Source organism: Tahibacter sp., assembly GCF_032229445.1.
Lineage (GTDB): Bacteria > Pseudomonadota > Gammaproteobacteria > Xanthomonadales > Rhodanobacteraceae > Tahibacter.
Genome location: NZ_JAVTWC010000056.1, coordinates 22,359 through 46,922, shown reverse-complemented (window position 1 = coordinate 46,922; position 24,564 = coordinate 22,359). Strand labels below are relative to the sequence as shown.

The following is a 24,564-nucleotide window of genomic DNA, read 5'->3' as shown; positions in this document are numbered from 1 at the left end:
ATTCTAGCAACCGCATGTCCGTCCCGGCAGCAACGCCACCCGAAACCCTGTGCCTGCTCCGCACGTCCGCACTGGGCGACGTCAGCCACGTCGTGCCGCTCGTGCGCACGGTACAGGCGCACTGGCCGTCGACCGCACTGACCTGGATCGTCGGCAAGCTCGAGCACAAGCTGGTCGGCGATCTGCCCGGCGTCGAATTCATCGTGTTCGACAAGGCCAAAGGCCGGGGAGGCTATACCGCCGTTCGCCGCGCACTCGGCGGACGCCGCTTCGACGCCCTGCTGCACATGCAGGTCGCACTGCGTTCGAATCTGCTCAGCGCGCTGGTATCGGCGCGCCGGCGCGTCGGCTACGACGCCGCACGCGCGCGCGACCTGCATGGACTGTTCGTCAATCAACGCATTCCCGCGCGCAGCGGCGAACATGTGCTCGATGCGATCGGCAGCTTTCTCGAACCGCTGGGACTGAAACAGACGGAAATACGCTGGGATCTGCCGGTGCCGCAGGCCGCCGAGGTGTTCGCCGAGCAGCATCTGCCGGCTGCGGAGCCGACGCTGCTCGTCAGCCCGTGCTCCAGTCATCGGCTACGCAACTGGCGCCCAGAACGTTACGCCGCCGTCATGGACCACGCCGCACAGCGCGGCTGGCGCGTGGTCCTCTGCGGCGGCCCCAGCGCCTATGAGCGCGAATTCGGTGACGTGATCACGCGACGGCTCGCGCACTGCGAACCCGTCGACCTGATCGGCAAGGACACGCTCAAGCAACTGCTCGCGCTGCTGCGCCGGGCCGACCTGGTGCTGACGCCGGACTCAGGCCCGATGCATCTGGCCAACGCGATGGGAACCGCCGTGCTGGGACTGCACGCGGCGAGCAACCCGCATCGTTCCGGCCCGTATTCGGAGCGGCGCTGGTGTGTCGATCGCTACGATGCCGCGGCGCGGCGCTTCCGCGGCAAGTCCGCAGACCGACTGCGCTGGGGTACGAAGATCGAGCACGAAGGCGTCATGGACCTGATTGAAACCGACGCCGTGATCGAGCGTTTCGAGGCGTTCGCGCGGGAACACCGGCCGATTGGCCAGAGTCTCCAGCTCTTGTAGCTCTAGCTCTTGTAGTCCTGGTACGACTTTTCTTCGATCAGCTGCGAGCCGAGCTTGAGATTGATCTCGCGCTTGATCGCGGCGCGGTCATCGTTCTGGAAATACACCGCGCGCGCAAGTTCAATGAACTCCGCGTCGAAGGCCTGTGCCTTTTCCTTGAGGCGGATGCGGTCCTCGATATCCCACAGCGCCTGATTCACCTGCTTGAGCCGCGCGCGCTCGGCGTCGATGTCGATCGCCGCCGCGGGATCGTTGCGCCACACCTCGGCCAGCAGATCCAGCTCCTTGCGCACGTTGGCCTGCTTGGACGGATCGACGATCTGCTCGGACTTGATCTCGAGAATGGTGATCTTGTCGATCAGTTCGCCGTGGGAAATCGGAGTGGTGATCAGCGACATGCGGGCAGGATCCGGGCAAAGCACGAGCGTAGCCGAAAACGCCGGCAGCCCGCGCGGAAAACGAAAACGCGCCGCCAGGGGGCGTGCACCCTTGGCGAAAACAAAAACGCCCCGCGAGGGGGCGCTTTGCTGATGCTGGCGGAGAGGGTGGGATTCGAACCCACGGTACGCTTACACGTACGCCTGATTTCGAGTCAGGTACATTCGACCACTCTGCCACCTCTCCGGAACTGTCGGCCTTGCGACCGTCCCTGCCGGTGGCGCGGCGAGGGGCGCGAATAGTACGAGCTACGCGCAACGGATTCAAGCCGGCGCGCGCGACAACCGTCCGGCTGACGCAAGTTTCTCCGGGATTGCGTATTACTTCATCGTGGAGACTCACTTCCGCGACGCGCGCTTGCCTAGGGATGGCGCACGGCGGCATGCTATGACCCAGTTCGTTTTTCGCACCTGCCGCCGTTTTATGAATGCCGGCACCTTGCGTCTGGCGATGGCCACTGAACCCGAACCAGGCTTCGCGCATGATCGAATTCGGACATAGCTCCCACGTAGGCCTGCGCCGCGAGCACAACGAAGACACGTATTACGCCGACCCGGACCTGGGTCTGTGGCTCGTTGCGGACGGGATGGGTGGGCATGAGCACGGCGAAGTCGCCAGCGCAATCGCCCGCGATACACTGATCGAGGAAGTGCGCAAGGGCACCGCCATCGGTCGTGCGATCCAGCTCGCCGACGAGGAAATCATCCGTCACTCCAACCGCCGCGCCGAAGCGCTGCCGATGGGTACGACCGTCGCCGCAGTCAGCGTCAGCGGCGACCATTTCGAAATGGCCTGGGTCGGCGACAGCCGGGTCTACGTCTGGAATGGCGCGCTCAAGCAGCTCTCGCAGGATCACTCCTATGTCCAGGAACTCATCGAGCAGGGCGCTATCACGGCCGAACAGGCGCGCACGCACCCGCATCGCAACGTGGTCACCCAGGCGCTGGGCGTGACCGACCCGCAAAGCCTGCGCGTGGAGACCATCACCGGTACGCTGCAGGCGGGCATGCAGATTCTGCTCTGCAGTGACGGCCTGACCGAAGAAGTGGAAGATGCGCAAATTGACACCATCCTTGCCCGTGCCGATCTGTCGGCACAGGAATGCGTCGACCACCTGATTCTTGCCGCGCTCGACGGCGGCGGTTCAGACAACGTCACCGTGGTATTGATCCGCCGACGCTGACAAGGCGCGAATTCTCGCGTCGGGGAAATCAGCCTCCACAGCGGTGTGGCCCGGCGTCGCCGTCCGGGGCGAAGATAGTCCGAGCGCTGGCGCGGTTCAGCGGCCGACGTTGCGTGAAAGTCTGGCTGTCGGTGGTATGCCTGTACGGCGCGTCGGCGGGTGTCAGCGCTGCTGGGCGTACGACGGGGGAACCGTAGCGACACGTCACTCCACATTCGCGTGGCCAGGTGATTGGCCGATCTGCGAATGCAATACGCCACGTTTCCTACCGTATGCGCGGCTCAAAGCCGCGCATACCGTACAGCGCCCCGGCTACGGCGCGCCGCCCTTGAGCGATTTCAGCGCCGCCTGGAAGCTGCCCATGGAATACCCGTTCTCGTTCTTGAGCACGGCGTAGACGCCGTCGAGCCTGGCCTTCAGCGCATCCGCGCGCGCCTTGTCGATCGCGCCAGTATTCTCGAAGGCGACGATGACCGACTGCGCCGCCATGGCCGCCTGCTCGGCCGCGTCGTAGTCGCGGTATTCGCCGCGTGCCGCGTCGGCTTCGATGTCGGCCAGGATGGCGGTGAGACTGCCGCCGTCGAACTTGTGCTGCGCAACGCGCGGTAGCAACTCGGCCAGGCTCGCGCGCAGGCGCCGGGCCGCTGCCAGGGTCGCCTCGCGACTTTCCGTCGTGGCCCGATGCAGTGCGCGGGTCTGCTCCAGCACGCGCGCCTCGGCCGACTTGTCGACCGCGGCCAGCACGTGGCGGAACATCACGAGATTGGCGTCGTACAGCCGTACCACGCCCGGCCCCAGACCGGTGCCCTGACGCGGCCCCCAGCTCTTGTCCGACATGCGTTTGTGGCAGGCGAAGCAGTTAAACAGCACCAGCTCGGGAAAGATGCCTTGCATGCCGGCTTTCGGATCGGTCAGCTGGTCGAGCAGATTGGCCGCAGCGACACCCTGGCCCACGGCCCAGTCGCGCACGCCGCTGAATTCGCCCTTGCGCTGGATCCAGTCCTCGTCGATCGCGTAGTGCGGCCGGCCCAGCCAGGTAAAGGTGTCGAGCTCGAAGGTCAGGCGCGGATGCCCGGCTCCCATGATGCGGTGGGTAATCATGCGGTCCTTCGTACCCATGTGGCAGGACAGGCACAACTCGGCCCGCTTGACCGGATCGTCCGTCGCGTACATGCCCTTGGCGAGGTTGTCGGCGTGGGCGACGCTCTTGTCCGCGTGGGCGTTCAGCCATTGCTCGGCGCCGCCATGGCAGCCCTCGCAGCCGACGCCGTCGCTGATCTGGAACCGTTCGCCGCGCTGCGCCGCGGGTACGTTGTCGGCGTGGCAGTCGAGGCAGATCTTTGCCTCGGTCGCGTTGCCGATGCCGAGCTTGCGCGCGATTTCGCGCGAAGCAGGCTGTTCGAGAATGGTATAGGCCTTCGCGTGCGGGTCGGTTTCCTGCCACACGGCGAATTCGTTCTGCATGACGTGGGATTCGCGAAATACCTGCGAAGCACCATGGCAGACGCTGTTGGAACAACTGGCCACACCCAGGTGCTTGTGCGCGGCGATGGCCTCGACCGCGCTTGCGGACACCAGGCCAGGCAACAGGAATACGCACACTGCAACGAACCACGTACGCAGTCTCATCCCCGAACTCCCCATTCAGGCGAGCACCCTGGCGGCTGCTGGGCGCGCTGGCCGATTATGCCATGTGCACTGGCGAGCGGGACGCGCTCCGCCACAGGCGCGGCGGTTGCGAATTCCAGCTCTCGGGCATAGAACGAAAAACGACGGCGAATCCTGACATTCCGCGTCAGGCAGCGTCGCGCGGCACCTCAGGCGGCGGCGGGCTCGACGCGGCGCCACACGCAGCCCCCCTTGCTGGCCTTGTCGATGGCGGAAAGCCGCGCTTCGTGCGCGGCGAGTTCTTCCAAATCAGCCAGGCGCACGCGCACGGCCGGACGATCGCCAGCCGCATGGAAGGCGGAGGCCTTGGCCTGGGGTGACTCGGTCTCCACGGCGAAGTCGAGCGCGCCCTGCCCTGCGGTCAGGGCCAGATAGACGTCAGCCAGGATTTCGGCGTCGAGCAACGCGCCGTGCAGTTCGCGATGGCTGTTGTCGATATCCAGGCGCTTGCACAGCGCGTCGAGGCTGTTGCGCTGGCCTGGGTAAGTCTCTCGCGCCAGCGCCAGCGTATCGAGCACCGTCGCGTGATCGCGGATGCGGCCGTACTGTGGTCCCAGACGAGCCAGCTCCGCATCAATGAAGCCGACATCGAAGGCCGCGTTGTGGATGACGAGCTCGGCTCCCTTGATATACGCCAGAAACTCATCAGCGACGTCGGCGAAGCGCGGTTTGTCAGCGAGGAACTCGATGCTGATGCCGTGCACGGCCTGGGCGCCCGCATCGATGTCGCGCTCGGGATTCAGATAGCGGTGGAAGCGGCTCCCGCTGGTGCGTCGCGCAAGCAGTTCCACGCAGCCCAGTTCGATCAGCCGGTGTCCGCGCGCGGCGTCGAGGCCAGTGGTTTCGGTATCTAGCACGATCTGGCGCATCAGGCGTCCTGGCTCTGGCGTTCGGCGGCGAGGCGCGCCGCACGATCCACGCGTTCGTTGTCCGCATGACCCGAGTGACCGCGGGTCCAGAACCACTGCACCTGATGCCGCGCGACGGCCTGTGCGAGGCGCTGCCACAGGTCCTGGTTCTTGACCGGCTTTTTGTCCGAGGTACGCCAGCCGTTGGCCTGCCAGCGCGCCAGCCACTGCTCCATGCCCTGCTTGACGTATTGCGAATCGGTGGTGATGCGCACGCCGCAGGAGCGCGTCAGCGCTTCGAGCGCACCGATCGCGCCCATGAGTTCCATGCGATTGTTGGTGGTCTCCGCTTCGCTGCCGGATATTACTTTTTCTATTTTTCCATAACGCAACAGCGCGGCCCAACCGCCCGGCCCCGGGTTACCTAGGCAGGCGCCGTCGGTGAAGACATCGACGATCATCGGCTCACTCATGCCGAGGCGCGCTGCGTGCCGGAGGCCAGATTGGCGCGCACACCGCGCGGCTGCAGCGCGGCCGGATGCGTGCGCAGCAGCGCGTGGGTGTTGCGCTTGCGTGCAAGCAGCAGCCAGCTCGAACGAAACGCCGCTGGCAGCAGAACACTTCCACCGCCTACGGCAATACGCGACGGTCCGATGCGACGCTGGGCGTAGACATCGACGCCGCCGCGCGCCAGAGCGCGGCGCCAGGTGGCTGCGGAGGCGTAGTGCCAGGGCGGCTGGTCGCGGCCGTGCCAGGCCAGCCACGGGCGCCAGGCGCCGAACCGCGCAAAGCCCACGATCATCGCGGTACCGCCGGACTCGAGCACACGCACGATCTCTGCGCGCATTCCCGCAGCGTCGGCAACGCGCTCGAACGCATGCTGTACAACGACCAGGCGGAAACTGTCGTCGGGAAACGGCAGTTCGGCCGGTGCGCACACAGCGTCGCCGGTCAGCCGGTCAGGCGCCAGCACGCGCAACCCCAGGCGCCGTCCAAGCATCGGGGCCGCCATATGAGCTACGAGTTCCGCATCGCAGCCGACAAACAGCCCCTGGCGTCCGAACACGCCGGCGCATTCAGGGGCAAGCGCGGCACGCTCCTGCGCAAACACGTCACGCAGCGCGGCGGTTGGAAATGGCGGCTGTGGCTGCAGAAGCATAGGTGGCGAGCGTCAGGGAACGCGGATTCTGCGCCAAGTCGACCCGCCTTGTCCCGCATCGCAACACGCGCGGCGTTAAACGGCCTTAACGAGCAGCGCCGGAGCCGCGGCTATAGTCCCGCGTCCCGATCTGTCCGCCAAAATGCCGTGCTGCGCATCGAGCCCATTCCCGCCTTCGACGACAACTACCTGTGGCTGGTCCACGACGGGATCCATGCGGTCGTCATCGACCCTGGTGACGCGGCCCCCGTCGTCACGGCGCTGCAGCGGCTGAACCTTCGGCTGCAGGCGATCCTGCTGACCCATCACCACAACGATCACATCGGCGGCGTGGCAGCGCTGTGCGCGCAGTTCGACGTCGAGGTGTTGGCGCCGGCCGACGAACGCATTCCGTTGGCGACACGGCGCGTCGGCGGCGGCGACGCTGTCGATCTCGCCGCCCCTAGCCTTCGTCTGCACGTACTCGACTTGCCCGGCCATACACGCAGCCACATCGGCTACTACGGCAGCGGCCTGCTGTTCTGCGGCGACACCTTGTTCAGTGCCGGCTGCGGACGCCTGTTCGAGGGTACGCCGGCGCAGATGCTCGCCTCGCTCGACGCGCTGGCCGCGCTGCCACCCGAAACGGCCGTGTGCTGCGCGCATGAATACACCTGGTCGAACTGTGCGTATGCAGCTACGGTGGAACCCGGCAATCCCCAGTTGCGCGCGCGCGTCGACGAGGTACGCACACTACGCGCCCAGGGCCGTCCCAGCGTACCGAGCACGATCGCGCAGGAGCGCGCCACAAATCCTTTCCTGCGCACGGACGAACCCAGCGTGATTGCCTGGGGCGAACGCCATGGCATCCCCGCCAGCGCGCGCGTGGAGCGCTTCGCGGCGCTGCGCCGGGGCAAGGATCAGTTTCGGGTACCCGCCACATGGTGAAGCATCTGTCGAAGCGATTTCTTGCGCTGTTGCCTGCCGTGCTGCTCGCCGCCTGCGCAACCGCGCCGAAACAGCCTCTCGGGCACGACACGGCGATTCCGACGGTAACTACGCTGCCACCGCTCGACCTGCGTGTGGCGCCGCCGGAGTCGATCGACGTGCCGCTTGCGCCGATACCGGATCTGACGACGGTCGAGTCCAGGAACATCGCCGATGCGAATTCGGTCTGGGTGCGCTTGCGCACACGCTTTGCGATGCCCGGCTGCGAATACAGCCCGGCGGTGCAGCGCTGGGCACGCACCTATACGCAGGGCCCGGGCCGTTTCGCGGCCTCGCTGAAACGCGCGCTGCCGTTTCTGATGCTGGTGCTGGATGAACTCGAACGTCAGGACCTGCCGGGCGAGTTCGCGCTGCTGCCGTACCTCGAAAGCCACTATGAGCCGATCGCCGGCCGCAGCGGGACGCCGGCGGGGATGTGGCAATTCATGCCGGAAACGGCACGCAGCGTAGGCCTGCAGGTTTCGCCGCACTATGACGGACGGCTCGACGCCTGGGCCTCGAGCAACGCGGCCGTCGGCATGCTCAAGCGCTATCAGGACGAATTCGGCGACTGGCGCCTGGTCGACATGGCGTTCAATGCCGGCGAATACCGCGTCAAGAAACTGCTGCAGGAAAACCGCTCGGCATTGAGCCGCGAGGACATCGCCAGCCTGAAACTTTCGCCGATCACGCACGATCATCTGGCCAAGCTACTGGCGCTGGGCTGCGTCATCAATGACCCGAAGCGCTTCGGCGTGACGCTGCCGGAGCCTTCCGCCGACGATCATCTGGTGCGCGTGACGCTGACCGCCCCCCTCGACATACGCGTAGCGGCACGCCTGGCCGATGTGCCGGAAGACACACTGCGCCGTTACAACGCTGGTCATCGCCAGTCGCGTATCTCCGCGTCGGCGCCGATGCATCTGCTGTTGCCCAAGCCATCGCTGTCGCGCTTCCAGCAACGCTATACCCAGCTCGCACCCAGTGCCTGGAGCACCTGGGACGCGGTCAAGTTGCGCGAACGGCGCGGCGTAGAAGAGCTGGCCGGTGCGGCGGCCGTGCCCATCGATCTGGTCGGGGCAGCCAATGGCGTCGACCCCGCACGCCAATTCGCCGCGGGCGCAACCGTCTTTCTGCCGTCGGCGCTGATCAAGAGCGTCGGTACGTCAGCAGAACCGCTGCCGCTGCCGCTGTCACCCGAAGCGCAGCAGCGCCGGTCGACAACGGTTACGGTCAAGAGCGGCGACAATTTGTGGACTCTGGCCAAGACGCACAGAGTCAGCGTCAATAATCTGCGCCGCTGGAACAAGCTCAGCGACAAGGCGCAGCTCAAGCCGGGGCAAAAACTGTTCATCCAGGCAGTGGACTGATGCGTGGCCACGCCACGACGAGGACAAACGCGTGTTCGAACACCGCCGTGGACAAACCGCTACACTTCAGCGTTGTTAGGGAGGTTCCTCGGCGATGCGGGACGGCTTCGTTCGTGGAGGTCCGATCTCTGCACAGCCTGCATCCAGCGTGTTTGTGAACAACAGCGCCGGGCACCGAGCGACAGTCCTCGATCATCCAGGTCTTACCGCGGACGGCTTCACCATTTATCGGAGGTTTCATGGGTTTTCTGCATGGCAAGCGCGCGCTGATCGTCGGCATCGCCAGCCAGCGCTCCATCGCCTGGGGCATCGCCAATGCGATGCATCGCGAAGGAGCGCAACTGGCTTTCACCTACCAGAATGAACGCTTGCGCGATCGCGTCGACGAAGCAGCGAATGCGTTCGGCAGCAATATCGTGCTGCCCTGCGACGTCTCCACCGACGCCGAAATCGACGGCATGTTCGCCGAGCTCGGCAAGCACTGGGACGGCTTCGATATCCTCGTGCATTCGGTCGGCTTCGCGCCGCGCGAAGCGCTGCAGGGCGGCTTCCTCGACGGGCTGACGCGCGAGAACTTCGCCATCGCCCACGATGTTTCCAGCTACAGCCTTGCCGCCCTGTCCAAGGGCGCACGCCCGCTGATGCAAGGTCGTAACGGTTCGGTGCTGACCCTGAGTTATCTGGGCGCCGAGCGCGCCCTGTCCAACTACAACGTCATGGGTCTGGCCAAGGCCAGTCTCGAGGCCTGCGTACGCTACCTTGCGTTCAACCTGGGTCCGGACGGCATCCGCGTCAACGCGATCTCGGCCGGCCCGATCAAGACGCTGGCAGCGGCCGGCATCTCCAACTTCCGCAGGATGCTCGACCATGTCGAGGAACATGCGCCGCTGCGACGCAGCGTGACCATCGACGAGGTGGGCAATGTAGCCGCGTTCCTGAGCTCGGACCTGGCCTCGGGCATCACCGGCGAAATTACCTATGTGGACTCGGGCTACAACATTCTCGGCATGACCGGGATCTAGCAGAGTCCGCGCTGGCCGTGATTCCGGATCTGCTGATGTCGCGGGCCAGGAACAAAAAAGCTGCCTTCCGGCAGCTTTTTTTGTTGTGACGTGACGGATACGCGGTGCGGCTACTGCATGCGGTCTTCGGCGATCTGGATCTTGGCCGACTTGCGCAGCGAAGCGATGAAATGGCTGGTCGCGGTCATTGCGTTGAGGCTCTGCAGTTGGTTGCGCACCGACTCACGTCCGGCTTCATCAACCTTCGTCACATCACCGTCGACGACCTTGTCCAGCGCGAACAGCGCATAGGCATCGTCAAGCAGCGCGACGCTGCCGTAATCGGACTTGCCTTCCGCCGGACGCGGCAACTTGAACGCCGCGCTCGCGATGCGCGAATCCACATTCGACGCGCTGCGGCCAGTGCCCTTTGCGTCGGCAACGCTGAGCTTCAGTTCGGCGGCGAGCTGCTCCAGCGTCTCGCCCTTGCGCAGGCGCGCCAGCAGCGACTCAGCGCGTTCGCTCGCCTGCTTGGCCAGCGCCTCGCGACTCAGGCGGGCACGGATTTCTTCGCGCACTTCATCGAGAGGCCGCTGCTCGCTGCGTTTGTGTTCGGCAATGCGCACGATGAGTTTGTGGTCCGGCGCGAGATCGATCATGTCGGAGTTGTTGCTCTCGACCAGTACGGTATCGGAGAACGCCGCCTTGATCACTGCAGGATTCGTCGCTATGCCTGCACCGCCGGTGCGCGCGAACAGCGGAGTCTTCTGCACGTCCACGCCAGCGGCTTTCGCCGCGGGTGCAAGTGAACCCGGATCGGTCAGCCTCGCGTCTTCCACCTTACTGGCGAGCTCACTGAACAAGCGGTCACGCTCGGAATCCAGATAGCTCTTGCTCAGTTCGGCCTTGACCTCGTCGAAAGTCTTTTCCTTGCGCTCGCGAATGTCGCGCAACTGGATGATGTGGTAACCCTCGGCCGACAGCACCGGCTCGGAAACATCGCCTTTCTTCAGGGCAAACAACGACGACTCGAAAGCCGGATCGATGACGCCCGGCTCCAGCCAGCCCAGGTCGCCGCCCTGCGCCTTGGATCCCAGGTCTTCCGACGACTCCTTGGCCGCCGCCGCAAAATCCTTGCCTTCGCGCACGCTCTTGGCAATATCCTGAGCCTTGGCCAGCGCCACCTTCTGCGCGTCCGCATCGCCGCCCTTGGCGGTGATGAGGATGTGCGAAGCCAGGCGCTGTTCTGGCGTCAGATAGCGCGCTTTTTCCTTCTCGTAACGGTCACGCAGTACAGTTTCGTCCGGCGTCTCTTCGACCTTTACCGCTTTCGCGTCGAACTCGATGTAGTCGAGCGCGACCTGCTCGGCCGTCATGTATTCCGCACCGTGACTCTTGTAGAAGCTCTCCACTTCCGCATCGTCGATCTTGGGAGCGTCGGCTGGTTTGGCCAGGGTCAAGGTTCGCAGATCGCGGGTCTGATCGCGCAGACGAATATGCGCGTCGATGTCGCGCGGCGTGACGATGCCGATGGAACCGATCAGTGTACGCAGCTCGTCGGCGGCAAGTGCCTGGCGACGTTCTTCCTGGAACTGCATCGGCGACTTGTTGATGCCGACCAGCACGGCGCGGTAAGCGCTCTCGTCGAACTTGCCGTCGACTTGAAACTGGGGGATGGAACGAATCACATCGCGGACACGCTCGTCAGGAATCACGACGCCGAGCTTGTCATTCGCATTGAGCAGAAGCTGCTCGTCGATGAGCGCGTCGAGCACCTGGCGCTTGATCTCGGGACGTTCCAGCAAGGCCGGATCGAGCTGGCCACCAGAGCGTTGCAGCACGTTCTGCCGATAGTTCTGGAAACGCTCACGGAACTGGTCGGCGGAAATCTCGGTCTTGTCGACCTTCGCGACCCAGGTCTCGTTGCGACCCATGAAATACGACTCGATGCCGAAGAAGGCGAACACGAAAACCAGCGCGCCGAGCACGATTTTCGCTATCAGTCCGGAAGTCTTGTCTCGCAGCGATTGCAACATGAGGCTTGCCTGAACTTTGTGGGAGTTCTGCAGCAGCGTGTGTGCGCTGCCACCTGCGCCGGTCTGGCGCGTTTCCGACCGCACGGTCTGGCTGCGCGTCGGATAGAAAAAAGGGCGCCTGGTGCGGCGCCCTTTCAAACATGGCGGAGTGGACGGGACTCGAACCCGCGACCCTCGGCGTGACAGGCCGATATTCTAACCGACTGAACTACCACTCCATGGTGTTGGTGGGTGCTGAGGGTTTCGAACCCCCGACCCTCTCCGTGTAAGGGAGACGCTCTACCGCTGAGCTAAGCACCCCCGCGGGAGCCGATTAGTTTAGGGCATCCTTCAGGGCTTTGCCAGCCTTGAAGGCCGGGTTCTTGGACGCCTTGATCTTGATCTCTTCGTTCGTACGCGGATTGCGTCCGGTACGTGCGGCGCGCCCGCGCACCGCAAAGGTGCCGAAGCCGACGAGGGAGACGGTGTCGCCCTTCTTGAGTGCCGCGGTGATCACTTCAACCATCGCATCGACCGCCTTGGCTGCATCAACCTTGGTCAACTCAGCGGAATCGGCAACCGCGCCCACGAATTCTGATTTGTTCATTTAACAATCCCTCTCGGAAACTGCGACCCGCTACGCTTAATTCTGTGGCGAAACGACTCTGTCCCTGGAACACCGGGTGACTTTCGGAAAGTGCGCTTCGCGGACCCCGTGATCGCCCGGACCTTTGCAGTCACTCGGACCACGTCCCGGCCTTTATACCAGCGGCCCAGAAGGCACGCAACATAAGGCGTGGCGCCATTTTGCGCGGTTTTCGCATGCTCGCGAGCGTTCCGTCGGCGAGGCTGGCATGCCCGTCGACTGCGCTGTCGCGCAGACGAAAAAGGCGGCACGAGGCCGCCTTTTTCATTGCTCACGATCATGTCGCTGAGGTCAGTGCGGACGCACCGGTTGTGGTTCGCCCGGCTCCTCGCGCTTGGTTTCACTGGCCTTCTTTTCGCTGGGATCGGTTCTTTGCACCGGCGTCAGCGGCCGCTCCAGTGCGATGTCCAGCACCTCGTCGATCCAACGAACCGCATGGATATCCAGCGTTTCCGTAACGTTCTTCGGAATATCGACAAGATCCTTCTTGTTCTCTTCGGGAATGATGACAGTGGTGATTCCACCGCGATGGGCCGCAAGTAGCTTCTCCTTGAGTCCACCGATTGGCAGCACTCGGCCGCGTAGCGTTATCTCGCCGGTCATCGCCACTTCGGAACGCACTGGAACCTTGGTCAGCGCCGATACCAGCGCGGTACACATCGCAATACCGGCGCTGGGACCGTCCTTGGGCGTAGCCCCTTCCGGCACGTGGATATGGATGTCGTATTTCTGGTGGAACTCCGGGTCGATGCCAAGCCGCTCGGAGCGGCCGCGCACCACGCTGAGTGCCGCCTGGATGGACTCCTGCATCACATCGCCGAGCTGGCCCGTGTGGATCAGCTTGCCCTTTCCCGGAATTATCGTTCCCTCGATGCTGAGCAGATCGCCGCCAACCTGGGTCCAGGCGAGACCCGTCACCAGGCCTACTTCGTTCTGCAGCTCGGCGCGGCCAAAAGTGAATTTCTGTACGCCGAGATACTGATCGAGGTTGGCCGAGTCGACACGCACCGCGACAATCTTCGCGGCCTTGACCTTGACCTTGCCTTTGCCTTTGGGCTTCGCCCCTTCCTTGTCTTTTTCGCTGACCTCGTCCTTTTCCTTGGCCGCGCCTTCGATCAGTGACAGTTCCTTGACCACCTTGCGGCAGATCTTGGAAATCTCGCGCTCGAGATTGCGCACGCCGGACTCGCGCGTGTAGTAGCGGATGACGTCGCGGATCGCTTCCTCGTCGACGCTGATTTCGTCGGACAGGAGGCCGTTCGCCTTGATCTGTTTTGGCAGCAGATAACGCCGCGCGATGTTGATCTTTTCCTCTTCCGTATAGCCGGGTATGCGGATCACCTCCATGCGATCCAGCAGCGGCGCGGGAATGTTCAGCGAGTTGGCTGTCGCGATCCACATGACCTCGGACAGATCGAAATCGACCTCCAGATAATGGTCGTTGAACGCGCTGTTCTGCTCAGGATCGAGTACTTCGAGCAACGCCGAAGACGGGTCGCCGCGGAAGTCCATCGACATCTTGTCGATTTCGTCGAGCACGAACAGCGGATTACGCGTGCCCGCCTTGGACATGTTCTGCACGATGCGGCCCGGCATCGACCCGATATAGGTACGGCGATGGCCGCGGATCTCGGCCTCGTCGCGCACGCCGCCGAGCGACATGCGCACGAACTTGCGATTCGTCGCCTTGGCAATGGATTGGCCCAGGCTGGTCTTGCCCACGCCGGGCGGTCCGACCAGGCACAGGATCGGTCCCTTCATCTTGTTGACGCGCTGCTGCACGGCCAAGTACTCGAGAATACGCTCCTTGACCTTCTCAAGACCGAAGTGATCCTCGTCGAGAACGTCCTGGGCGCCCTTGAGATCCTTGCGCACCTTGCTCGTCTTCTTCCACGGCACGCCGACCAGCCAGTCGATGTAGTTGCGCACGACAGTAGCCTCGGCCGACATCGGCGACATCTGCTTGAGCTTGTTCAGCTCAGCCTTTGCCTTGACCTCGACTGGCTTGGGCATCCCTGCTTCGTTGATCTTGCGCGCAAGCTCGTCCAGTTCGTTCGGTGTCTCCTCGAGATCGCCGAGCTCCTTCTGGATAGCCTTCATCTGCTCGTTCAGGTAGTACTCGCGCTGGCTTTTCTCCATCTGCGACTTGACCCGCCCGCGGATGCGCTTCTCGATCTGCTGCACGTCGATCTCGCCGTCAACGAAACCCATGAGCGCCTCGAAGCGCTCACCGACGTCGACCATTTCCAGCAGGCGCTGTTTGTCGGCAAGGCGGATCGACAGGTGCGCGGCAATGGTGTCGGCAAGGCGGCTGGGGTCATCGATGCCGGCCAGCGTCGCGAGCAGTTCCTGCGGCACCTTTCGGTTAAGTTTTACAAACTGCTCAAATGTGGAAACCAGGGAGCGCGATACGACCTCGATCTCGCGCTCCGAACGCGAGTAGACCGGGTCCAGCGGCTTGATCTTGCCGACCATGACGCCGTCACGCTCGCGATAGCCGACGATATCGGCGCGCGAGGCGCCTTCGACGAGCACCTTGATCGTGCCATCGGGAAGTTTCAGCAGCTGCAGCAATGTAGCCAGCGTGCCGATGGCATGCAGATCCGATTCGCGCGGATCGTCAACATCGGGGCTGCGCTGGGCGACGAGCAGAATCTGCTTGTCGCCTTCCATCGCCACGTCGAGCGCGCGAATCGATTTCTCGCGCCCGACGAACAGCGGAATGACCATGTGCGGATAGACGACCACGTCGCGCAGCGGAAGAACGGGCAGTTCCAGCAGGCTCGTTTCGGTGACGACAGACTTTTCGGACTTTTCCATGAAGCGTTTCCTGGCGGCGACCCATCAGGCCGAGCGGATATGGATCCAGCCTGAGCGCAGGCCGTTGGAGCGTCAAGTGCGGACGACGTGAACGAATGCAAGTGGACGCATGCGAGTTGAATGCCGGCCAAGCTTCAGCGCGGCGGGCTCAGTCACGGCAATGGGAGGGTCGTACAAGCGGGCGCGGCATGAGCCGGCTGGCAGGACGACGCCACCGGCCTGATGGCCGGCGGCATGGAACGAAAATTACTCGGCGACGGCGCGCGACTGCAGGTTGCCGCGGTAGATCAGGTAGGGCTCGGCCTGACCGTTGATGACGGCCTCATCGACAACAACCTTGCTGACGTGCTCCAGCGACGGCAACTCGTACATCGTATCGAGCAATACCTGCTCGAGAATCGTACGCAGGCCGCGCGCGCCCGTCTTGCGTTTGAGCGCCTTTCGCGCAACCGCGGTCAACGCTTCCGGGCGAAACTCGAGTTCGGCGCCTTCCATCTCGAACAGCTTCTTGAACTGTTTGACGATCGCGTTCTTCGGCTCGGTCAGGATCTTGACGAGCGCCGGCTCGTCGAGCTCTTCCAGCGTAGCAAATACCGGCAGACGTCCGACAAACTCGGGAATCAGGCCAAACTTGACCAGATCCTCAGGCTCGACATCGGCCAGAACCTTGCCGACCGAATTGGACTGCTTCTTGCTCTTCACGTCGGCCGAAAAGCCGATGCCGGTCGATTCGCCGCGCTGCTGGATGATTTTCTCCAGGCCGGCAAATGCGCCGCCGCAGATGAAGAGGATGTTCTTGGTGTCGACCTGCAGAAATTCCTGCTGCGGGTGCTTGCGCCCGCCCTGGGGCGGCACCGACGCGATGGTGCCTTCGATCAGCTTCAGCAGCGCCTGCTGCACGCCTTCGCCGGAAACGTCGCGCGTGATCGACGGGTTCTCGCTCTTGCGCGAAATCTTGTCGATCTCGTCGATGTAGACGATGCCCGTCTGCGCCTTCTCCACGTCGTAGTCGCATTTCTGCAACAGCTTCTGGATGATGTTCTCGACGTCCTCGCCGACATAGCCGGCTTCGGTCAACGTGGTCGCATCGGCAATCGTGAACGGTACGTTGAGCAGACGTGCAAGCGTCTCGGCCAGCAGGGTCTTGCCCGAACCGGTCGGGCCGACGAGCAGGATGTTCGACTTGGCCAGCTCAACCTCCTCGCTCTTCTGCCGCGTTTCGAGCCGCTTGTAATGGTTGTACACGGCCACCGCGAGCGTCTTCTTCGCGCGCGTCTGGCCGATAACGTATTGATCGAGAACGTCCATGATCTCGCGCGGCTTGGGCAGGTGGCTGCGCGCGTTGGCAGCCTTCTCCTCAAGTTCCTCGCGGATGATGTCGTTGCAAAGCTCGACGCACTCGTCGCAAATGAACACCGACGGACCGGCAATCAGCTTGCGGACCTCGTGCTGACTCTTGCCGCAGAACGAACAGTAAAGAATCTTTCCGCTGTCGCTCGAACGGCCCTGCCGATCGTCAGTCATGCTCTGCCTCAAAAACCCGGGATAACGTGTTCGTCACGAAGAATAGAACCCGCTGCGCCCATGGCGCAAGCGCGGGCGCAGCCGGACTATTGGCTGGGAAGGCTTTTCGCCGGATCAGGACTTGATGCTGTCGGCCGGGCGCTTTTCGAGCACGGCATCGATCAGCCCGTACTTCTGCGCTTCCGGCGCGCTCATGAAATTGTCGCGATCGGTGTCCTTGGCGATGATCTCGATGGGCTGGCCGGTGTGCTTGGCCATGATCTCGTTCAGGCGCTGACGGATGGTCAGGATTTCGCGCGCATGAATGTCGATGTCCGACGCCTGGCCGCTGAATCCACCGAGAGGCTGATGGATCATCACTCGTGAGTTCGGCAGCGCATAACGCTTGCCCTTGGTGCCGGCCGTCAGCAACAGCGCGCCCATGCTCGCGGCCTGACCGATGACCATGGTACTGACGTCGGGCTTCAGGAACTGCATGGTGTCGTAGATCGCCATGCCTGCCGTGACCGAACCGCCCGGGCTGTTGATGTACAGGTTGATGTCCTTGTCGGGATTCTCCGACTCCAGGAACAGCAGCTGCGCGACCACGACGTTCGCCATGTAGTCGTCGATGGGGCCGACCAGGAAAATCACGCGCTCCTTGAGCAGGCGCGAGTAAATGTCATAAGCCCGTTCGCCGCGCGAGGTCTGCTCGACCACCATCGGCACCAGGTTGAGGTTGCGGATCGGCTCAAAACCCTTGGACATGGATCACTCCGAATCAGATCTACCCGGGCCAGGGGTTCGTTACGGGCCTGCCGGCGGCGAATGCCGGCTTGCCTGCATACCAAAACGGGCCAGGTCGTTGACCTGCCCCGCCGTTGGGACTCAAGCCGTCGGACGCATCACTTCATTGAAACCGAGCTTCTGCTCAGTCGCCTTGGCGTGATCGGCAATCCATTCGGTCACCTGATCCTCGATGACCCGGCTCTGCAGCGCGTTCATCAACTGGGGATCGCGGTTATAGAGTTCAACCACCTGCTCCGGCTCTTCGTAAGTCGAGGCGATGGTCGTCAGCGTTTCGGCGACGCGACGCGAGTCCAGGCGGATGTCGTTCTGGCGCGCGATCTCGCCGAGCAGCAGGCCGGCGGCAACGCGACGGCGCGCGACATCGGCGAACGCTGCTGCGGTGACGTTGGCGGTCTGGCCCTGCTGGCGGGCCTGGGCCTCGGCCTGGCGGACCAGGGAGTTCGCCTCGGCGTCGATCATGCCCTGCGGCAGTTCGAGTTCGCTGTAAGCGGCGACCAGCTTTTCGACCACTTCGCTCTTGAGACGGCCCAGCAGGGTGCCCTTGAGCTCGCGCTCCAGATTTGCCTTGACGTCGGCGCGGAATTTGTCGAGGCCGCCATCACCGATACCGAAGCTTGCGAAGAAACCGTCGTCCAGCGTCGGCAATTCGGGCACCTGCACACGCACGAGCTTGACCGCGACCTGAGCTTCCTTGCCGGCCAGATGCTCATTGCGGAAATCTGCCGGGAACGTCAGATTCAAGGTCTGTTCGTCGCCAGCCTTGAGGCCGATCAGGCTGCTTTCGAGTTCATTGAACAGGGCGCCCGAACCGACCACGGTACCGACGCGATCCAGTCCCTCGGTTGGGAAACGATAATCGCCGGCCTGGGCCGAATACTCGAACAGGACCATGTCACCGGCCTGGGCTGGACGCTCGACGAGCGCCCAGGTGCGGCGCTGCTGGCGCAGGGTGTCGATCATGGTGTCGACGTCGGCGTCAGTCACATCCGCCGCGACGCGGACGATCTCCAGGCCTGAGACATCGACCGTGCCGATTTCCGGCATGACTTCAAACGTGGCGGTGTATTCGATCTCGCCATTGCTCGGCGCGCCGGTCGTGGCGACCGACGGCGGCATGGCCGGGCGCAGGTTCTGTCCTTCCATCGCCTGAGTCAGGGTCGAACGGATCAGTTCGGACATCGCCTCATTGCGCACCTGAGCGCCGAAACGTTGCTCGATGACCTTGGCCGGCACCTTGCCCGGACGAAAGCCGTTCAATCGGACGCTGCGACCCAGATCGACCAGCCGGCTCCTGACCTGGCTGTCGAGTTGATCAGCCGGAACCCGCACGGTGAGCTTGCGCTCGAGCTTGCCCACGTTTTCAACGGAAACTTGCATTGTTGCTCCTCGAACGGCGATCGGCCGCGTGCCCGCCCCAACGGCGGCCGCGCGGCCACGAAGTCTGATCTGGTGCGAACGGAGAGAGTCGAACTCTCACGGGTTGCCCCACTGGAACCTAAATCCAGCGCGTCTACCAATTCCGCCACATTCGCACACCGCCGGAACCGACTCGATTCCGGTTGCGCTCTACTTTGCGGAAAGCCACGTGAGGACCGACGAAAGAAGATGGTGGGCCGCCCCAGACTCGAACTGGGAACCTACGGATTAAGAGTCCGCTGCTCTACCAATTGAGCTAGCGGCCCACGATTGGGGTGGATGATGGGATTTGAACCCACGACCCTCGGAATCACAATCCGATGCTCTAACCAACTGAGCTACACCCACCACAAAACTTACGATCGCATTGGCGCGCCCGACAGGACTCGAACCTGCAACCGTCGGCTTAGAAGGCCGATGCTCTATCCGGTTGAGCTACAGGCGCAGTCATTCGTTTGCGCAGGCTGGTCGGGGTAGAGGGATTCGAACTCTCGACATCTAGCTCCCAAAGCTAGCGCTCTACCAGGCTGAGCTATACCCCGTGTCAGTCCAGAACTCGGTCACCCGTGACAATCCCAAAGAACCGAGGATGTTACGGGGGCCTGCCTACACCGTCAATCGTCGAGGCACTACCCTAAAGCCTTGCATCAACCACATACGACCTTGCAGAACTGCCGCCAAACAAAAGGGTGCCGCAGCACCCTCGAATAAATGGCGCGCCCGGAAGGATTCGAACCTCCGACCACCAAGTTCGTAGCCTGGTACTCTATCCAGCTGAGCTACGGGCGCGCACTAACTTTGCCATCCCTGCGTTGCTCGACGCGTCCCTTGCGTCGTCCCCGCCGCCTGTTGCCGCCGCGACGAGAGGCGGGATTATTCGGATCCTGGCTGTGTTCGTCAACAGGTTTTGCGTTTTTTTTTGCCGGGGCGACGCGACCAAGTCGAAATGACGATGACCCGACCGCCGCTGGTCCGCGACAGAAAACCCCCGCGCCACGAGCATGCCGGTCCGCGTACGACCATCATCTCTCCGCGGGACATTCAGACCGACCCACATTGCATGTTGGCCAACAACCGACAAATCGCGCCGACCAGGCAAGCCCAGGCTTAGTTGCGAAAATACTATTATATATAAATACATTTTATGCTTGGTACAAGTGATCACTTTCGAGCGCGTGAGGACGTCGCGCGAGTCGCTCGCCTGGCCGTGCCGGCCTCTGGTGCGCCTGCAACATTGGCAGCGACCGCGGGCAGCGTGTCGGCGCACTGCCCGCGAAGAGGCGCAATGTGGAGCCGCCCCCCCAACCCCACCGCGAACCGTCCGGAATCGAAATGCGGCCACGTAGCGCTGGCGGCTGGCCCGCCTTTCTCACACCGGTTCATAGAGAGGCGGTTGAGACGCTCCACTGATGCGCGCCGCGGTCGGAGTGACGGCGAAGGCGGTCGACACTACGTCGAGCCGACACGAGGGAGCAGCGCGCATCGGATCGGTGCGAGCGTCTCGACGGCTGCGGCAGGAGGGGCGTGGGCAATGCGGGCCAGATTCACCGAACCTGCCCGGTTCGCCAACGAAAAAAGGAACCTTGCGGTTCCTTTTTTCGTATCTGGCGGAGAGAGAGGGATTCGAACCCTCGATAGAGCTTTTGACCCTATACTCCCTTAGCAGGGGAGCCCCTTCGGCCTCTCGGGCATCTCTCCGGATTTGTCTGCTCGCCGTGTCGCACTGGCCGACTCAGCAAGGCGCGGAAGAATAGCGACTACTCCGCGCCGGGTAAAGCCCGCAACTCAAGATTCGCTGCCTGCGGTGCCGGCGCCCGGATCTTGCTCGCGCTTGATGCGCTGGTAAATCTCTTCGCGGTGCACGGCGACATCCTTGGGCGCATTGATGCCAATGCGGACCTGATTGCCCTTTACTCCGAGCACGGTGACCGTGACCTCGTCTCCGATCATCAGGGTTTCTCCAACCCGGCGAGTCAGAATCAGCATCGTTCGTCTCCTTTCGCCCTACGTCCCGGCCCTACGTCCTGGCGACCGCACACTGGAAATTGCGAATGCGCACGGGACCGCTTCCGCAGCCTGGCTGCTGATTCCGCGGCCCTCCCCATTGCTCACTGTCCGCGAAAATTCCGAGAACCGTGTCAGTCGCCACTGAAATTTTTACCTGCGAATTGGGGGCGACCACGCTTCACTGATACTAGCGGACCGCGCACCTGCCACGCAATTGAAGCCACGCATTACTTTCGGCGTATTGCCGTGCGGCCATGACTCCATTTAGCGAGCAGGCAAGGCCGAGACTATCACCGCAAAAGTAACGCACTCGTCTAGGCGAGCTGTTGTTCGACCCAGCCGCGCACATCGGCGAGAACACGCGGCAGCGCGGGGGAATCCTCGCCACCGCCCTGCGCCATGTCAGGCCGGCCGCCGCCCTTGCCGCCAATCTGCCGGGCCACGAAACCGACGAGGTCCCCCGCCTTCACCTTGCCTGCGGGAGCACCCTGCACGCCAGCGGCGAGAGAGACTTTTCCGTCCGCCACCGAGGCCAGCAGGACGATACAGTCCGGCAGCCGCGCCTTGATCTGGTCTATGCCCTCGCGCAGCCCCTTGGCGTCGAGTCCTTCCACGCGCGCGGCAATGAGCTTGGTACCCGCGATGTCCAGCGCCGCGTCGGCCAGCTGCGCCGTCGCTGCGCCGGTCGCCTTGGCCTTGAACGATTCCAGCTCACGCTCGGTGCGCTTTTGCCGTTCGAACAGCTGACGCAGCTTGTCGGCTGCCTCGGCGGTCGTCGAACCGAGCAGTTGCGCCACTTCGTCGAGACGCCGCTCCTCTTCACGCACGAAGGCCAGCGCACCCGCTCCGGTCGTGGCCTCGATGCGACGCACACCGGCCGCGACGCCGCCTTCGCTGAGGATCTTGAACAGGCCGATGTCGCCCGTCCGTGCCACGTGCGTGCCGCCGCACAGCTCGGTGGAGAAATCGCCGAATTTGAGTACGCGCACGTGCTCGCCGTACTTCTCGCCGAACAGCGCCATCGCGCCGAAATCGATCGCGTCCTTGTAAGCCATGGTGCGAACGTCCGCGGCCGCGTTGCGGCGCACTTCGGCATTGACCATGTCCTCGACCGTACGCAGTTCATCCGGTGTGACCGGGTGAAAATGCGAGAAGTCGAAGCGGAGTCGATCGGGCGCGACCAGAGAACCTTTCTGCGTGACATGCGTGCCGAGCACCTGCCGCAGCGCGGCGTGCATCAGATGCGTCGCCGAATGATTGAGGACGACGGCAGTACGGCGCGGCGCATCGATCTCGCCGCGCAAGTTCTCGCCGAGACGCAGGGTCTTGCCTTCCCAGCGGCCCACATGTCCGTGAAATGTGCCGGCGAGCTTGATCGTGTCGCGCACGGCGAAGCGGCCATACCCCGTGCTCAGCAAGCCGATATCGCCGACTTGTCCACCCGACTCCGCATAGAACGGCGTACGGTCGAGCACCAGCGTTGCGTCCTCGCCATCCCTGAGCTCATCGACGAGACGCGAGCCGCGCACGATACCGACGAGCTTGAGCGCGTCGGCGGACGCAGCGTCGTAGCCCAGGAACTGCGTCGCTGGCAGTTGCTGGATTGCCTCGGCGGACAACATGGCCTTGGTTTCGAACTGGCTGGAGGCACGCGCCAGATCCTTCTGCGCCTCCATGGCCTTGTTGTAGCCGTCCATGTCGACGATCAGGCCGCGTTCGCGTGCAATGTCCGCGGTGAGGTCCAGCGGAAAGCCATAGGTGTCGTAGAGACGGAAGGCCTGTTCGCCCGGAATCGAGCCGCTCGCTTTCGCCGCGACCTCCTCGAACAGCTTCATGCCCTGCTCCAGCGTCATGCCGAAACGTTCTTCCTCGGCCTTGAGCGCGCGCTCGACCATCCCACTCTTCTCGACCAGTTCCGGATACGCCGCGCCCATCTGCTCGACCAGCGCCGTGACCATCCTGTGGAAGAACAGTCCGCGCACGCCGAGCATGTAGCCGTGGCGCAGCGCGCGCCGGATGATGCGGCGAAGCACGTAGCCTCGCCCTTCGTTGGACGGCAGCACGCCGTCGACGATCAGGAAGCTGCAGGCACGTATGTGGTCGGCAATGACACGCAGCGACGTGTTCTCGAGGTCTGCCGTGCCGGTGAACGTCGCAGCCGCCCGGATCAGGTGCTGGAACAGGTCGATCTCGTAGTTGGAATGCACATGCTGCAGCACGGCGGAGACGCGTTCCAGACCCATGCCGGTATCGACGCACGGCGCCGGCAGCGGCGCCAGCGTGCCGTCTGCAGCGCGATCGAACTGCATGAACACGTTGTTCCAGATCTCGATGAAGCGGTCGCCGTCCTCGTCGGGCGAGCCCGGAGGGCCGCCAGCGATGTGTTCGCCGTGGTCGTAGAAGATCTCGGTACACGGGCCGCAAGGGCCGGTATCGGCCATCTGCCAGAAATTGTCGGACGCATACGGCGCACCCTTGTTGTCGCCGATGCGGATGATGCGTTCGGCCGGCAGGCCGACGATCGTGTTCCAGATGGCGAACGCTTCGTCGTCGGTGTGATAGATGGTGACGAGCAGGCGTTCCTTCGGCAGCTTCCAGACCTCAGTCAGCAATTCCCACGCATACGTGATCGCATCGTGCTTGAAATAGTCGCCGAAGCTGAAATTGCCCAGCATCTCGAAGAAGGTGTGATGGCGTGCGGTATAGCCGACCTGGTCGAGGTCGTTGTGCTTGCCGCCGGCACGCACGCAGCGCTGCGAAGAGACCGCACGCGTGTAACTGCGTTTTTCGGCGCCGAGGAACACGTCCTTGAACTGCACCATGCCCGCATTGGTGAACAACAGCGTCGGATCGTTACCCGGAACCAACGGGCTCGAGGGCACGATTTCGTGACCCTTGCTCTTGAAGAAATCGAGGAAGCTCTGGCGGATCTCGGCACTGCTGCGCATGGTCGTCGTCACTGGAGGCGGAAGTCGGACACGCCGGGGAACGATCGGCCAAGATTGCCTGGGAAGTCCGGATCAACTGCCGACCCGTGCAGATCGGGATCGGAATCGCGGCTACGGAAATACAACGCCGGCCGCGAAGGCCGGCACGTCCGTTCAAACCATCCCTAATCGAACTCCTCGGCGGAGTCGTCCACGTCATCGGCGTGGGTGATGGTCCTTACTGTGGCGGCATCAAAGCCGCGGCGCAAGAGGAACGCGGCGCGGCGCGCGCTTTCCCGACGGTCGCCATCGGCGACGGCAGCGGGGAATCGGCGTCGATAGATCTGGCGCGCCAGGACCAGCCAGTCCGTACCTTCGCGCTCCAGCGCCTCACGCGCCTCGGTGTCGGCGATGCCGTGGGTGCGCAACTCAGCCAGGATACGGCGCGGCCCCTGGCCCTGGCTGACACGGCTGCGTACGAGCAGGTCGGCAAAGCGGTCGTCGCTCTGGAACTCCTGCTCCTGCAATCTGGCCAGCGCCTGCGCGGTTTCGTCACCGGTATAACCCGTGCGATCCAGCTTGCGCTTGAGTTCGCGCTCGGAATGCTCGCGTCGCGACAGCAAGCCCAACGCCTTACCGTAGGCGCTGGGCAGCGTTTTGTCGTCACGCTTGCGGCTCATGCGGTGCGGA

The 24,564-nt window shown here is 63.4% G+C and carries 19 protein-coding genes and 10 tRNA genes; 5 read left to right on the top strand and 24 right to left on the bottom strand.

The features are described from left to right. The first annotated feature begins 14 nt into the window (after nucleotides 1-14). Nucleotides 15-1,097 (top strand): glycosyltransferase family 9 protein, encoded by a 1,083-nt coding sequence (locus RUU78_RS11045; protein WP_313916524.1) that lies wholly within the window; start codon nucleotides 15-17, stop codon nucleotides 1,095-1,097. A gap of 2 nt (nucleotides 1,098-1,099) precedes the next feature. Here RUU78_RS11045 and RUU78_RS11040 read toward each other — a convergent pair whose 3' ends face one another. After that, nucleotides 1,100-1,495, bottom strand: coding sequence for a DUF6165 family protein (locus tag RUU78_RS11040; RefSeq protein WP_313916522.1), 396 nt, complete (start codon nucleotides 1,493-1,495; stop codon nucleotides 1,100-1,102). A gap of 136 nt (nucleotides 1,496-1,631) precedes the next feature. Then, a tRNA-Ser gene (locus RUU78_RS11035) sits at nucleotides 1,632-1,721 on the bottom strand. A 295-nt stretch (nucleotides 1,722-2,016) separates the two neighbouring features. On the opposite strand from RUU78_RS11035, the gene RUU78_RS11030 reads away from it, so the two are divergent. Further along, entirely contained in the window at nucleotides 2,017-2,718 is a 702-nt protein-coding gene (locus tag RUU78_RS11030; RefSeq protein WP_313916520.1) for a protein phosphatase 2C domain-containing protein, read from the top strand. A 312-nt stretch (nucleotides 2,719-3,030) separates the two neighbouring features. Here RUU78_RS11030 and RUU78_RS11025 read toward each other — a convergent pair whose 3' ends face one another. The 4 genes from RUU78_RS11025 to RUU78_RS11010 form a co-directional block, all read right to left on the bottom strand. Then, entirely contained in the window at nucleotides 3,031-4,347 is a 1,317-nt protein-coding gene (locus RUU78_RS11025; RefSeq protein ID WP_313916518.1) for a multiheme c-type cytochrome, read from the bottom strand. 188 nt (nucleotides 4,348-4,535) lie between these two features. Then, on the bottom strand, nucleotides 4,536-5,255 hold the full coding sequence (gene dnaQ / locus RUU78_RS11020; protein ID WP_313916516.1) for a DNA polymerase III subunit epsilon: 720 nt from the start codon (nucleotides 5,253-5,255) through the stop codon (nucleotides 4,536-4,538). Then, nucleotides 5,255-5,707 (bottom strand): ribonuclease HI, encoded by a 453-nt coding sequence (gene rnhA / locus RUU78_RS11015; RefSeq protein ID WP_313916515.1) that lies wholly within the window; start codon nucleotides 5,705-5,707, stop codon nucleotides 5,255-5,257. The genes dnaQ and rnhA overlap by 1 nt, the downstream gene beginning before the upstream one ends. After that, nucleotides 5,704-6,393, bottom strand: a complete 690-nt coding sequence (locus RUU78_RS11010) for a methyltransferase domain-containing protein (protein WP_313916513.1) — start codon at nucleotides 6,391-6,393, stop codon at nucleotides 5,704-5,706. The genes rnhA and RUU78_RS11010 overlap by 4 nt, the downstream gene beginning before the upstream one ends. A gap of 147 nt (nucleotides 6,394-6,540) precedes the next feature. On the opposite strand from RUU78_RS11010, the gene gloB reads away from it, so the two are divergent. The 3 genes from gloB (at nucleotide 6,541) to RUU78_RS10995 (ending at nucleotide 9,751) form a co-directional block, all read left to right on the top strand. Continuing rightward, entirely contained in the window at nucleotides 6,541-7,320 is a 780-nt protein-coding gene (gene gloB, locus RUU78_RS11005) for a hydroxyacylglutathione hydrolase (protein WP_313916511.1), read from the top strand. Continuing rightward, nucleotides 7,314-8,729: a transglycosylase SLT domain-containing protein gene (locus RUU78_RS11000; RefSeq protein ID WP_313916509.1), complete on the top strand. Its 1,416-nt coding sequence runs from the start codon at nucleotides 7,314-7,316 to the stop codon at nucleotides 8,727-8,729. Before gloB ends, RUU78_RS11000 begins: the two co-directional genes overlap by 7 nt. Nucleotides 8,730-8,968: 239 nt before the next feature. Continuing rightward, nucleotides 8,969-9,751 carry an SDR family oxidoreductase gene (locus RUU78_RS10995; protein WP_313916507.1) on the top strand — a complete coding sequence of 261 codons (783 nt, stop codon included), beginning with the start codon at nucleotides 8,969-8,971 and terminating at the stop codon, nucleotides 9,749-9,751. 110 nt (nucleotides 9,752-9,861) lie between these two features. On the opposite strand, the gene RUU78_RS10990 is transcribed toward RUU78_RS10995, so the two are convergent. From RUU78_RS10990 to RUU78_RS10905, 18 genes are all read right to left on the bottom strand, one after another. Further along, entirely contained in the window at nucleotides 9,862-11,766 is a 1,905-nt protein-coding gene (locus RUU78_RS10990) for a SurA N-terminal domain-containing protein (protein ID WP_313916505.1), read from the bottom strand. 141 nt (nucleotides 11,767-11,907) lie between these two features. Further along, a tRNA-Asp gene (locus RUU78_RS10985) sits at nucleotides 11,908-11,984 on the bottom strand. 7 nt (nucleotides 11,985-11,991) lie between these two features. Further along, nucleotides 11,992-12,066 (bottom strand) — tRNA-Val (locus RUU78_RS10980). A 13-nt stretch (nucleotides 12,067-12,079) separates the two neighbouring features. Beyond that, nucleotides 12,080-12,352 carry an HU family DNA-binding protein gene (locus RUU78_RS10975; RefSeq protein ID WP_313916503.1) on the bottom strand — a complete coding sequence of 91 codons (273 nt, stop codon included), beginning with the start codon at nucleotides 12,350-12,352 and terminating at the stop codon, nucleotides 12,080-12,082. A 330-nt stretch (nucleotides 12,353-12,682) separates the two neighbouring features. Further along, on the bottom strand, nucleotides 12,683-15,211 hold the full coding sequence (gene lon / locus RUU78_RS10970) for an endopeptidase La (protein ID WP_313916502.1): 2,529 nt from the start codon (nucleotides 15,209-15,211) through the stop codon (nucleotides 12,683-12,685). Between the two features lie 246 nt (nucleotides 15,212-15,457). Continuing rightward, a complete protein-coding gene (clpX, locus tag RUU78_RS10965; protein ID WP_313916500.1) occupies nucleotides 15,458-16,735 on the bottom strand; it encodes an ATP-dependent Clp protease ATP-binding subunit ClpX in 1,278 nt (425 codons plus the stop codon). 114 nt (nucleotides 16,736-16,849) lie between these two features. Continuing rightward, nucleotides 16,850-17,482: an ATP-dependent Clp endopeptidase proteolytic subunit ClpP gene (gene clpP, locus RUU78_RS10960; protein ID WP_313916498.1), complete on the bottom strand. Its 633-nt coding sequence runs from the start codon at nucleotides 17,480-17,482 to the stop codon at nucleotides 16,850-16,852. A 120-nt stretch (nucleotides 17,483-17,602) separates the two neighbouring features. After that, complete coding sequence (tig, locus tag RUU78_RS10955; protein WP_313916496.1) at nucleotides 17,603-18,901, bottom strand: trigger factor; 1,299 nt, start codon at nucleotides 18,899-18,901, stop codon at nucleotides 17,603-17,605. Nucleotides 18,902-18,971: 70 nt separating this feature from the next. Further along, nucleotides 18,972-19,056 (bottom strand) — tRNA-Leu (locus tag RUU78_RS10950). A 74-nt stretch (nucleotides 19,057-19,130) separates the two neighbouring features. Next, a tRNA-Lys gene (locus RUU78_RS10945) sits at nucleotides 19,131-19,206 on the bottom strand. Nucleotides 19,207-19,211: 5 nt separating this feature from the next. Then, nucleotides 19,212-19,288 (bottom strand) — tRNA-His (locus RUU78_RS10940). A gap of 20 nt (nucleotides 19,289-19,308) precedes the next feature. Then, nucleotides 19,309-19,385, bottom strand: a tRNA-Arg gene (locus RUU78_RS10935). A gap of 20 nt (nucleotides 19,386-19,405) precedes the next feature. Next, a tRNA-Pro gene (locus RUU78_RS10930) sits at nucleotides 19,406-19,482 on the bottom strand. Nucleotides 19,483-19,652: 170 nt separating this feature from the next. Continuing rightward, nucleotides 19,653-19,729, bottom strand: a tRNA-Arg gene (locus RUU78_RS10925). 816 nt (nucleotides 19,730-20,545) lie between these two features. Then, nucleotides 20,546-20,638 (bottom strand) — tRNA-Ser (locus RUU78_RS10920). An 87-nt stretch (nucleotides 20,639-20,725) separates the two neighbouring features. After that, nucleotides 20,726-20,926, bottom strand: coding sequence for a carbon storage regulator CsrA (csrA, locus tag RUU78_RS10915; protein WP_313916494.1), 201 nt, complete (start codon nucleotides 20,924-20,926; stop codon nucleotides 20,726-20,728). 335 nt (nucleotides 20,927-21,261) lie between these two features. Continuing rightward, nucleotides 21,262-23,895, bottom strand: coding sequence for an alanine--tRNA ligase (alaS, locus tag RUU78_RS10910; RefSeq protein WP_313916492.1), 2,634 nt, complete (start codon nucleotides 23,893-23,895; stop codon nucleotides 21,262-21,264). A gap of 164 nt (nucleotides 23,896-24,059) precedes the next feature. Beyond that, nucleotides 24,060-24,554 carry a regulatory protein RecX gene (locus tag RUU78_RS10905; protein WP_313916490.1) on the bottom strand — a complete coding sequence of 165 codons (495 nt, stop codon included), beginning with the start codon at nucleotides 24,552-24,554 and terminating at the stop codon, nucleotides 24,060-24,062. Nucleotides 24,555-24,564 lie beyond the last annotated feature (10 nt).